At 68.1% G+C, this 10,664-nt stretch carries 10 protein-coding genes; 8 read left to right on the forward strand and 2 right to left on the reverse strand.

Features of this window, described 5'->3' with window-relative positions:
• Positions 1–75 precede the first annotated feature (75 nt).
• From AC5P98_RS10985 to AC5P98_RS11000, 4 genes are all read left to right on the forward strand, one after another.
• Positions 76–750, forward strand: a complete 675-nt coding sequence (locus AC5P98_RS10985) for a response regulator transcription factor (protein WP_032962486.1) — start codon at positions 76–78, stop codon at positions 748–750.
• A complete protein-coding gene (locus AC5P98_RS10990) occupies positions 747–2,000 on the forward strand; it encodes a sensor histidine kinase (protein WP_049407304.1) in 1,254 nt (417 codons plus the stop codon). Before AC5P98_RS10985 ends, AC5P98_RS10990 begins: the two co-directional genes overlap by 4 nt.
• 47 nt (positions 2,001–2,047) lie before the next feature.
• Complete coding sequence (locus tag AC5P98_RS10995) at positions 2,048–2,434, forward strand: diacylglycerol kinase (protein ID WP_014647409.1); 387 nt, start codon at positions 2,048–2,050, stop codon at positions 2,432–2,434.
• A gap of 73 nt (positions 2,435–2,507) precedes the next feature.
• Complete coding sequence (locus AC5P98_RS11000; RefSeq protein ID WP_049407306.1) at positions 2,508–4,316, forward strand: phosphoethanolamine transferase; 1,809 nt, start codon at positions 2,508–2,510, stop codon at positions 4,314–4,316.
• Here the strand turns inward: AC5P98_RS11000 and AC5P98_RS11005 are convergent.
• Entirely contained in the window at positions 4,220–5,140 is a 921-nt protein-coding gene (locus tag AC5P98_RS11005) for a M14 family metallopeptidase (RefSeq protein ID WP_032962492.1), read from the reverse strand. The genes AC5P98_RS11000 and AC5P98_RS11005 overlap by 97 nt on opposite strands.
• Before the next feature lie 145 nt (positions 5,141–5,285).
• On the opposite strand from AC5P98_RS11005, the gene AC5P98_RS11010 reads away from it, so the two are divergent.
• Genes AC5P98_RS11010 through AC5P98_RS11025 form a run of 4 tightly spaced genes read left to right on the forward strand, consistent with a single transcriptional unit; the run spans position 5,286 to position 9,222 of the window.
• Entirely contained in the window at positions 5,286–5,939 is a 654-nt protein-coding gene (locus AC5P98_RS11010) for a DUF3348 family protein (protein ID WP_049407309.1), read from the forward strand.
• Positions 5,940–5,949: 10 nt separating this feature from the next.
• Positions 5,950–8,214, forward strand: coding sequence for a DUF802 domain-containing protein (locus AC5P98_RS11015; protein WP_049407311.1), 2,265 nt, complete (start codon positions 5,950–5,952; stop codon positions 8,212–8,214).
• Complete coding sequence (locus AC5P98_RS11020; RefSeq protein WP_005409939.1) at positions 8,211–8,849, forward strand: OmpA family protein; 639 nt, start codon at positions 8,211–8,213, stop codon at positions 8,847–8,849. Before AC5P98_RS11015 ends, AC5P98_RS11020 begins: the two co-directional genes overlap by 4 nt.
• A complete protein-coding gene (locus AC5P98_RS11025; RefSeq protein ID WP_049407312.1) occupies positions 8,839–9,222 on the forward strand; it encodes a DUF2894 domain-containing protein in 384 nt (127 codons plus the stop codon). Before AC5P98_RS11020 ends, AC5P98_RS11025 begins: the two co-directional genes overlap by 11 nt.
• Before the next feature lie 979 nt (positions 9,223–10,201).
• Here the strand turns inward: AC5P98_RS11025 and AC5P98_RS11030 are convergent.
• The gene (locus AC5P98_RS11030; protein ID WP_049407212.1) at positions 10,202–10,648 is read right to left on the reverse strand and encodes an REP-associated tyrosine transposase; all 447 of its coding nucleotides are present in this window, start codon (positions 10,646–10,648) and stop codon (positions 10,202–10,204) included.
• Positions 10,649–10,664 lie beyond the last annotated feature (16 nt).

Below are 10,664 nucleotides of genomic sequence, written 5' to 3' on the forward strand. Positions count from 1 at the left end.
GCGATCCATTCAGCAAGGGCATTGGCATTCGGCCATCGATCGGGCAGAGTTCGGCCACGCGCAAGGACGCATGCCATGACCCGCCTGCTGATCATCGAAGACAACCCCGAGCTGGTTGCCAACCTGTATGCCTTCTTTGAACCGCTCGGCTACGTGCTGGACGACGCGCGCGACGGCGCCAGTGGCCTGCGCCGGGCCACGCAGCACGACTACGACGCCATCCTGCTGGACCTGATGCTGCCGCGCCTGGACGGCATGACGCTGTGCCAGAAGCTGCGCCAGGAGTTCCAGAACCCGGTGCCGATCCTGATGCTGACCGCACGCGATCCGGTCGAAGACCGCGTGCAGGGCCTGGCCCTGGGCGCGGATGACTACCTGGTCAAACCGTTCTCGCTGACGGAACTGGATGCACGGATCAAGGCCCTCGTACGAAGGGCACAGGGGCGCCAGGTCCAGAGCGTGCTGGCGTGGAAGGACCTGCAGGTGGACACGCGCTCGCCGCAGGCCTGGCGGCAAGGCCGCTGCATTGCGCTGACGCCCACGTCGCACAAGCTGCTGATGTGCCTGGTGCGTGCAGCTCCCGCCGTGGTGCGCAAGCAGGAGATGGAATACCTGGTCTGGGGCGACGAGCCACCGGACAGCGGCGCGCTGCGAACCCACATCCATGAGCTGCGCCTGCAGGTGGACCGCAGCTTCGACACCGCGCTGATCACCACGGTGCACAGCGTCGGCTGGCGCATGCAGGCGTGAGCCCTGCCTCCCTCTACCGCCGCCTGAGCCTGCGCACCCGCATCACGATCTCGTTCGTGCTGTTGATGGCCGGTGCCATGGGCTTCATCGTACTGGCCGAACAGGTCGACTACGACCAGGTCCGGGCTGCTGTCGTCGCACGGACCCAGCACGGCGAAGTGCAAAGGCTGCAGGCCGCGCTGGATCGTGGCCAACACCCCGCCCTGCCACCAGGGACCCAGCTGTTCGATGCCCAGGCCGTGCCTGTCGTGCTGCGCCAATACGGCCCGGGCTACCACGGCGAAGAGGCGCCCAACGAGTGGCACCTGCGTGTGTTCGACAGTCGTGGCCAACGTTACTACCTGCTGCAGGACGCTGCACCCTATGGCTATCTGGAACACCTGATCAATGCCTTTGCGGCACTGGTCATTTCGGTCTGCGTGCTCGGCGCCTTCCTCATCGGCCGCAAGGTCGCTACCCACGTCATCGCGCCCATCACACGATTGGCCGATGCGGTGCAGGACGGCCACAAGCCCTTTCCCTACCAGGACGCACGCGACGAGATCGGCGTGCTCGCGCGCGCCTTTGCCCGCCATAGTGACGAGCTCGAACGGTTCCTGCATCGCGAGCAGTGCTTCAGCGGCGATGCCAGCCACGAGCTGCGCACGCCCTTGGCCATCATCGGCGGTGCTGCCGAAACGCTGGCCTGCCAGCTTCCGGCCGACAGCCACCTGGTTCCCAGCGCGGCACGCATCCTGCGTACCACCCAGGAGATGCAGCGCCAGCTGACCTGCCTGCTGCTGCTCTCGCGCGCCCCCGGCGCCGTGCCGCGCAACGCGGTGGCCCTGCGTCCGCTGCTCGAATCCTGCATGGAGCGCTGCCAGCCCTGGCTTTCCGGCAAGCCGGTGACCGTTGCGTTTGATGCCCGGCATGACGCCGTGCTGGTCACCAACGCGGATCTGGCGCACAGCATCATCTGGAATCTGCTGCGCAATGCCTGCCAGTACACCGAAAGCGGCGAAGTGCGGATCACCCTCCACGACACCGCACTCATCGTCGCTGACACCGGACCCGGCCTGCCGTCCAGCATCGACCCACGGCAGTTCCAGCGCTTCGTGGCCGGTGGCGCGCACAGCGGCGAGGGGCTGGGGTTGTCGATCGTGCAGCGCATCGTCGAGCACCTGGGCTGGACGATGACCGTGCAATCCTCCGGGCAGGGGTGCCGGTTCACCCTGCGCTGGCCCCGCCCCCCGCATCTGACGGATTCCTGACATCGGGCTGCACATGCTCCGGGCTGCTCCCCCGCTCTGGAGACGGCATGCAGCACCCCAAGGACAGCGGCAAGTACCCGCACGGCAAGACCGGATTGAGCCGCATCTTCCACACCCTCATCCATTCGCGCGATGGCTTCATCGCCACCTTTCGCGGCGAGGCGGCGTTCCGCCAGTTGTTGCTGCTGCACGCGCTGCTGATGGCGGCTGCGTTCGTGCTGGACATCAGCACGGTCGAGCGGGCACTGGTGCTGGCGGTCTGCTTCATCAGCCTGCTGGTGGAACTGCTCAACTCGGCGATTGAAGCCGTGGTTGATCGCATCTCGCTGGAGAAGCATCCGCTGTCCAAGAACGCCAAGGACATGGGCAGCGCCGCGCAGACCACCGCGTTGTTGATGGTGGGTGCGGTGTGGGGCGTGATCCTGCTGGGCTAGCCCGGCAATCCTGACAACTTCCTGATAAGGCCGTTTCGATACTGCGCGCACTCCTGTTCCGCGGAACCTGCTCGTGCGTCAATGCCTCCGTTTCCCGCGGTCCCATCCAATCGTTCTGGTCTGGGCCGCCGCACTGTTCTTCGCCACGATTGGAAACCTCGCCCTCTGGAAGACGCTGTGGGGGCTGATCGATCTCAACAGCCTGCGCAGCATGCTGTTCCTGGCCAGCCTGCCGCCGCTGCTGTTCTGCCTGTTCAACCTGCTGCTGACGCCACTGCTGGCACTGCCATTCCTGCGCAGGCCGCTGCTGGTGCTGCTCGTTGTCGTCAGCGCCGCGTGCAGCTACTTCATGCTGCACTACAACGTGCTGATCGACCGCAGCATGGTGCAGAACGTGTTCGAGACCAATCAGGCCGAACTGAACGCCTATCTGTCGCTGCCGCTGCTGCTCACGCTGCTGGCGCTGGGCGTGCTCCCCGCTGCCGGGCTCGCCCTGGTGCGCACCACCAGCGGGGCCGGTTCGATACGTTCGCTGCTGGTGTGGCCGGCCAACGTCCTGGCGTCGCTTGTGGTGCTGCTGGTGATCGGCTTTTCGTTCTACAAGGACTACTCCTCGCTGCTGCGCAACAACCGCTACATCCGCGACCAGGTACTGCCGTTGAACGTGATGCGCCATACCCACGGCTACCTGAAGAGCCTCTACAGCACCCGCCAGCAACCGTTGCGCCCGATCGGCACGGACGCGCGGCGCGTTCCGGGCCCGCGCCCGAAGCTGGTGGTCATGGTCGTCGGCGAGACCGCGCGTTCACAGAACGTCCAGCTCAACGGCTACCCACGCGCGACCAATCCCCGGCTCTCGCGCAAGGAAGGCGTCATCAGCTTCAGTGATGTTTCCTCATGCGGAACCGCGACAGCGATCTCGGTACCGTGCATGTTCTCGCAGATGACCCGCCAGCAATACGACGACGTCCGCGCGGCGACCGAGGAGAACGTGCTGGACATCCTGCAGCGTACCGGCGTCGGCGTGCTCTGGCGCAACAACAACAATGGCGGCTGCAAGGGCGTGTGCGAGCGCGTGCCGACCGAGGACATGCCCGCACTCAAGGTGGCCGGCCAGTGCGTCAACGCCGACGGCACCTGCTACGACGACGTGCTGCTGCATCAGCTCGGCGCACGCATCGACGCCATCCATGGCGATGCCCTGGTCGTGCTGCATCAACTCGGCAGCCATGGGCCGACCTACTTTGAACGGTATCCCGCAGCGTCGCGGGCCTTCAGCCCGACCTGCGACAGCAACCAGATCCAGCACTGCAGCAACGAGGCACTGGTCAACACCTATGACAACACCCTGGTGCATACCGACCAGGTGCTGGCGGAGACCATCGACCTGTTGCAGGGCTATTCGGACCACCGCGACGTTGCGCTGTTCTATGTCTCCGACCATGGTGAGTCGCTCGGCGAACGCGGCATGTACCTTCACGGCACGCCCTACTTCATCGCCCCGCGCGAACAGACCCAGGTGCCGATGGTGATGTGGTTCTCAACGGAGTTCAGCCGCAACGCGGGCCTGGACATGGCCTGCCTGCGTGGGAATGCGCTGCACCGCGCCTACAGCCACGACAATGTCTTCCATTCCCTGCTGGGCCTGTTCGGTGTCAGCAGCAGCGTGTACCAGCGCGATCTGGATGTCTTCGCCGGCTGCCGGGCGACGACCGGCGCGCCGCTCGCCACCGCGCCGGCCAAGCGGCACCGGCTGATGCCGGTCACCGCCCGGAACGTGGCGCGTTACTGTGCGGCCAGGGCGAAATCCAGGCCGGCGCACACCGCCGCCACCTGGGCGTCGTTGCATTCCTGCGGGTTGGTGCGCGGGCTGTCCGGGTAGACCTCGGTGGTGGTGGCAAAGCGTGCATCGGTGAAGCCGGCGCAGGCACCAATCGAACGCGATTCGCCCCAGACCACGCCCGGCGACTGCAACGGCAGGCCGACCAGGTTGCCCTCGGCGTCGGCCGGGGCGATATGGGTGACCGGGGCGACGGCGGCGATCAGGGCCTTCTGGAACTCGGCCTGCGGATCCTCGCTGTTGCCGATCACGTAGAAGCCGTCCGGAATCGTGTCGCGCTCGAACGGCTTGCCGTCGCGGGCGCAGCGGGCCGGATCGAACTCGTGCAGGTCGCTGTCGGTGGTCTCGTGCAGGTCCAGGTGCACCAGCAGGTTCGGCTTGCGCTCGGCCACCCAGCGCATCAGCGCGGCGGCTTCCTCGATCTGGCCGCCGTCGCGGAAGCTGCGGTTCGGGTCGATGGCATCCGGGTTCCAGCGCTGGATGCGCTCGTAGCCCCATGGGCTGACGCACGGCGCCACGATCAGGTTCAGCCGGCCCAGGTAGCGCTCGGCCTGCTGTTCCAGGAACTGCAGGGCGCCATGCACGCCACTGGTCTCATAGCCGTGCACGCCGCCGGTGATCAGCGCGGTCGGCAGCGCCGGGTTCCAGTCGTGGTTGACCACGGCGAACAGCGGGTAATGGTCCGGCGCGTAGTCCAGCTGACCGTACTGGATCACATCGAAGCTGTCGTCCAGGCGTTCAAGCGCGGCCACCACATCGTCGTGGTAGCTGCGCTGGCGCTGCTGGCGGGCCCGCCACTGTGCGCGTTCCGCGTCGCCCCAGGGCTGTCCGGGGGTGCCGATCGGGTAGAACTGCGCAACAGTCATTGGGGAACTCCAGGGGTCGAACGGAAGGGTGCAGCCGGACATTCTAAGCCTTGTCGCGCCTGCGGGCCCCTCCCCCCGGCCCCGCCTTCATCCAAGCCGGGTCATCTGGTTGTAAAATCAGCGGTTTTTGGCCCCTCATCCCTTGATGGCGAACGCAGCGCAGCCGGTCCTGGGTGGACCGGAGTTCCTCCGCCTGCTCGCCCGTCTCAGCGACGGCGCGATGCCGGCCACCAGTCCCGCCCTGACCGATCGCCTCGGCCAGTGGGTGGACTGGAGCCGCGCCGTGGCCCTGTCCGGGGCGCTCGGCGGACGCCTGCCCGAGCCCGATGAAGCCGCCGAAGCGCTCGAGGATGTGCTGGCCGACTGCGCGCAGGCGCACGCCAGCCTGCTGGCCTCGATCAGTGAGGATGCCGAAGCCGAGCGCCTGCTGGACCTGGCCGAAGCCGCCGCTGTACCCAACTTCGCCTCGCTGCGCCAGCGCTATCGGGTGCTGCAGCAGGCCATCCAGACCGCCACCGGGCGCCTGCGCGGCCGCCTGCGCGACCAGCTGGTGCAGGTTTCGCCCGAGCTGGCGCGGCTGGCCGAGGTCGATGCGGTGATGGAACAGACCCTTACCCCGCGCGAGCACAGCCTGCTGGCCACGGCGCCGGCGGTGCTCGGCGCCCGTTTTGAACGCGTGCACGGCCAGCCCGGCTGGCGCGCGGCCTTCCGCCATGACATGCGCACCCTGCTGCTCGCCGAGCTGCAGCTGCGCTTCCACCCGATCGAAGGGCTGCAAGACGCCCTGCGCTCCCACTGACCGGAACACCATGTCCAGAACTGCTTTCCATGTCGTTGTTTTCCTTGTCGGCCTGCTGGCCGTGTGCTGGATCGGCATTGGCTACGTTTCGGTGCATCCGCTGGGTGCAGCGGTGGCGGCGATCATCGCGGCCTGCTACATCGCCGGTGGCGTGGAGCTGTACCGCTACCGCCAGGCCAGCAACGGCCTGCGCAGCGCGCTGAACGACCTGTCCAGCGCGAAGGAAAACCTCGCCGCCTGGCTGGAACGCGTGCCGCTGGGCCTGCGCAACGCCGTGCGCCTGCGCGTGGAAGGCGAGCGCACCGCCCTGCCCGCACCGGTGCTGACCCCATACCTGGTTGGCCTGCTGGTGCTGCTGGGCATGCTCGGCACCCTGCTGGGCATGATGGACACGCTGCGTGGCACCGGCCTGGCGCTGCAGAGTGCGACCGACATGGCCGCGATCCGCGGCTCGCTGGCCTCGCCGGTGCAGGGCCTGGCGGTGGCATTCGGTACCTCGATCGCCGGTGTGGCCAGCTCGGCCATGCTCGGCCTGCTGGCGGCATTGCTGCGTCGTGACCGCCTGCAGGCCGTGCAGCAGCTGGACCGCGCCATTGCCGGCGACCTGCATCCGTACTCGCAGGCCTGGCAGCGCGCCGAATCGCTGCGCCTGCTGCAGGCACAGTCTGCGGCGCTGCCGGCGCTGGTCGACCGCCTGCAGGCGATGACCAGCACTTTTGAACAGCACAGTGCGGCCGCCAATGAGCGCCTGCTGGCCGGCCAGGCCGAGTTCCTGACGCAGAGCCAGGCCCTGCAGGAACGCCTGGCCGTCTCGCTGCAGCAGTCGCTGCGCGAAGGGGCCGAAGCCAGCGCCGCCGCCATCGGTGGTGCGCTGCAGCCGATGGCCGAAACCACCCTGGCTGGCCTGGCCCATCACGGCGAAGCACTGCATGCCCGCGTCGAGCAGGCCGTGCAGCAGCAGCTGGCCGGCCTGAGCGAGGGTTTCGAGCGCAGCCGCGTCGCCACCGAGGCCAGCTGGGCCAAGGTGGTGAGCGAGCAGACCCAGGCACAACAGGCGCTGGTCAGTGATCTGCGCCAGCACCTGCAGGCCTTCAGCGATGGCCAGGGCACGCACGCCGAAGCACTGGTCGCGCGTATCGGCGAGCGCCTGCAGGCCGATGCCCGCGGCAATGCCGAGGCATGGCGCGCCGCCGCCGAACAGCAGCAGGCACTCAACAGCGCGCTGGTCGAACGCCAGCAGCAGGCGTTGCTGGCCTCCAGCGAGCATCTGGACGCGCGCGCGCAGGCGCTGCTACAGGCGCTGGAGCAGCACCACAGCACCAGCCAGGCGCTGCTGCAGGACCACGAACTGCAGCGTTCGCAGCAGTGGCAGGCTGCGCAGGCCGCCGCCGCGGCCGCGCACGCCGAACTGCAAGCCAGCCTGGACAGCCGCGAGCAGCAGCGCCAGGCGCGCTGGGACGCGGTCAGCGCCGAGCTGCAGCAGGCCCACGCCGCGCTGCAGGCGCAGCTGCAGGCCGGCGACGAACAGCGCCTGCAGCGCTGGAGCGAAGCCTTGCAGCACGTTTCCAGCGACCTGGCCGAGCGCCTGCAGGCCAACGGCGAACACCTGGCTGCGCAGCAGCAGCAGGTCTGCGACACCCTGGCGGCCACCGCACAGCAGATCGGCGAGAACGGTCGCGCGCAGGCCAGCGCCACGCTGGCTGAAGTGTCTACCCTGCTGCAGACCGCCGCGGCCGCGCCCAAGGCTGCTGCCGACGTCATCAACGAGCTGCGCAGCACGCTGTCCGAGAGCCTGGTGCGTGACAACGCGATGCTGGAAGAGCGCGGCCGCCTGCTGGCCACCGTGCAGACCCTGCTGGATGCGATCAATCACGCTTCGCACGAGCAGCGCACCGCTGTGGACGCACTGGTCGGTGGCTCGGCCGAGCTGCTGGAGCGGGTTGGCAATCGCTTCACCGACCATATCGCCGCAGAGACCGGCAAGCTGGATGGCATTGCCGCAGCGCTCAACGGCAGCGCTGCCGAAGTAGGCCAGCTGGCCGGCACGTTCGGCGAAGCGGTCGCGCAGTTCGGCAGTGCCGCCACCGAGCTGTCCGGCCGCCTGGAACAGATCGGCGGCGCACTGGATGCCTCGCTGGCCCGCAGCGACGAGCAGCTGGCCTACTACGTAGCCCAGGCGCGCGAGGTGGTCGACCTCAGCCTGCTGTCGCAGAAGCAGGTGATGGAAGAACTGCAGCAACTGGCCGCGCGCCGCGGCAAGGCCGGCAGCGCATGAGCGACGAGCTGGAGGTCGACGGCGGTTCGCATGCCCCGATCTGGGCAGCCTTCGGCGACCTGATGTCGGTGCTGCTGGGCGCGTTCGTGCTCATACTGGTCGGTGTGGTCGCCGTGCAGCTGGAGCTGTCGCAGCGACTGGACCAGGAAGTGAAGCAGCGCCAGGCCGAAGCCAAGCGTCTGCAGACCCTGGAGCAAGCGTTGGCTGGACCGCTGGCGGCCGGTCGCGTGACGCTGGTGGATGGCCGCATCGGCATCAGCGGCAGCGTGCTGTTCGCGCTGAACTCCGACCAGCTGCAGCCGGAAGGCCAGGAGCTGCTGCGCAGCCTGGCCGCACCGCTGGCCGCCTATCTGGGCAGCCGCGAAGAGATCCTGATGGTCAGCGGCTTCACCGATGACGCGCCGGTACGCGAAGGCAACCGGCGTTTCGCCGACAACTGGGAGCTGTCGGCGCAGCGCTCGCTGACCGTGACCCGCACCCTGATCGCCGATGGCGTACCCGCCGACGCCGTGTTCGCTGCCGCGTTCGGCAGCGAGCAGCCGGTCAGTTCCAATGCCAATGAGGAAGGCCGCGCACGCAACCGTCGCGTAGAGATCGCGCCGATTCCCAAGCCCAAGGCCCCGGATGCCAAGTAAGCCGCCAGCGCTCGAAGGCCTGCGCGCACTGGTGCGCGACCTTGATGCAGGGTCGCGCTCGCTGCCGCATTACCCGCAGGTGCCGATGCTGCAGCAGGTGCAGCGCGAGTGGTCGGAGCTGCGCAGCGAACTGCAGGTGCGCCGCTCCCTGCGCACCGAGGCCCCGGCTGACGGCGGCCCGCTGAACTCGGCGGTGCTGGTGCAGCGCATGCTGGACACGATGCAGGCCACCAGCCCCGGCTACCTGCGCCACTTCATCGACTACGTGGACACCCTGTCCTGGCTGCAGGCACTGCAGGATGGCGCCGCCAGCGGTGCGGATAGCGCAAAGCCGAAGCGCACGCGCAAGCCGCGCCAGACGCCGAAGGAGTAGCGCCGGCTGCTGGCCGGCGGCTACGCGTCTCCGCGCGGGTCATGGGGTTGTCGGCCAGCGGCCGGCACTACCATCGCGGGTGCTCTGTGCGCCGGCACACGATCTGCGCTGCGCTTCGGTTCTGCCGTGGTACTGCCGGCCGCTGGCCGGCATCAGACCGGACCGACCACGGCCGAAGCGCACTCAAGCGGCGCCGAACAGCGAATGGCCGCGCTGAACATTGACTGGTAGTGCCGGCCGCTGGCCGGCAGCCATGCATCTCCGCGCGGGTCATGGGGTTGCCGGCCAGCGGCCGGCACTACCACCGAGGCTGCTCTGTGCGCCGGAACGCAATCTGCGCTGCGCTTCGCCCTTGCTTTGGTAGTGCCGGCCGCTGGCCGGCATCACAACCAGACCGACCACGGCCGAAGCGCGCGCAAGCGGCGCTGAACAGCGAATGGCCGCGCTGAACATCGACTGGTAGTGCCGGCTACCGGCCGGCAGCCATGCATCTCCGCGCGGGTCATGGGGTTGCCGGCCAGCGGCCGGCACTACCACCGAGGGTGCTCTGTGCGCCGCAGCGCAACTGCGCTGCGCTTCGCCTTTGCTTTGGTAGTGCCGGCCGCTGGCCGGCATCACAACCAGGCCGACCACGGCCAAGACGCGCGCAAGCGGCGCTGAACAGCGAATGGCCGCGCTGAATATTGACTGGTAGTGCCGGCTGCTGGCCGGCAGCTACGCGTCTCCGCGCGGGTCATGTGGTTGCCGGCCAGCGGCTGGCACTACCATCGCGGGTGCTCTGTGCGCCGGCACACGATCTGCACTGCGCTTCAGTTCTGCCGTGGTACTGCCGGCCGCTGGCCGGCAGCTACGCGTCTTCGCGCGGGTCATGGGGTTGCCGGCCAGCGGCCGGCACTACCATCGCGGGTGCTCTCTGCGCCGGAACGCGATCTGCGCTGCGCTTCGGTTCTGCCGTGGTAGTGCCGGCCGCTGGCCGGCATCACACCCAGACCGACCACGCATGCGGATACTCGCCAATCTGCCCAGCAAGACCGGCGCGTACCGGATTCCCCAGGATGTATAGCGCTTGCCGCGCCATCGACTCCTCGGCCCTCACGGCATGATCGAAGTAGCCGGGCTGCCACACCGTACTTCGACGGCCCGCCAAGCGATTCAGGGCGAGCGCGCTCGACGATTTCATCCGGCGTGCGATGTCTGGAAGGTGGGCTGCGCGCAGCTCGAACATCCAGTGGACGTGATCCGGCATGACGACCCATGCGTGTGACTGTACGAGCCCGCGCTGTTCGATGTAATCGAACTGGTCGATCACACATGCTGCTGCCGCTTCGCTTTCAAAGAGCCGGCGGCGCTGATGCGTGGTAGTTGTCAGAACGTAGACCTGGCCGATGATCGAGTGACGGCCCAGGCGGAGGCGATGGCTGCTCATGCCCCATGGTGGGTCG

It is taken from the genome of Stenotrophomonas sp. YJH_SMC_135 (assembly GCF_059372355.1).

What these genes read in the sequence shown, in the direction of transcription:
- AC5P98_RS10985 (WP_032962486.1), top strand. Translation starts at nt 76, where the DNA reads ATGACCCGCCTGCTGATCATCGAAGACAACCCCGAGCTGGTTGCCAAC.
- AC5P98_RS10995 (WP_014647409.1), top strand. Translation starts at nt 2,048, where the DNA reads ATGCAGCACCCCAAGGACAGCGGCAAGTACCCGCACGGCAAGACCGGA.
- AC5P98_RS11005 (WP_032962492.1), bottom strand. Translation starts at nt 5,140, where the DNA reads ATGACTGTTGCGCAGTTCTACCCGATCGGCACCCCCGGACAGCCCTGG.
- AC5P98_RS11010 (WP_049407309.1), top strand. Translation starts at nt 5,286, where the DNA reads ATGGCGAACGCAGCGCAGCCGGTCCTGGGTGGACCGGAGTTCCTCCGC.
- AC5P98_RS11015 (WP_049407311.1), top strand. Translation starts at nt 5,950, where the DNA reads ATGTCCAGAACTGCTTTCCATGTCGTTGTTTTCCTTGTCGGCCTGCTG.
- AC5P98_RS11020 (WP_005409939.1), top strand. Translation starts at nt 8,211, where the DNA reads ATGAGCGACGAGCTGGAGGTCGACGGCGGTTCGCATGCCCCGATCTGG.
- AC5P98_RS11025 (WP_049407312.1), top strand. Translation starts at nt 8,839, where the DNA reads ATGCCAAGTAAGCCGCCAGCGCTCGAAGGCCTGCGCGCACTGGTGCGC.
- AC5P98_RS11030 (WP_049407212.1), bottom strand. Translation starts at nt 10,648, where the DNA reads ATGAGCAGCCATCGCCTCCGCCTGGGCCGTCACTCGATCATCGGCCAG.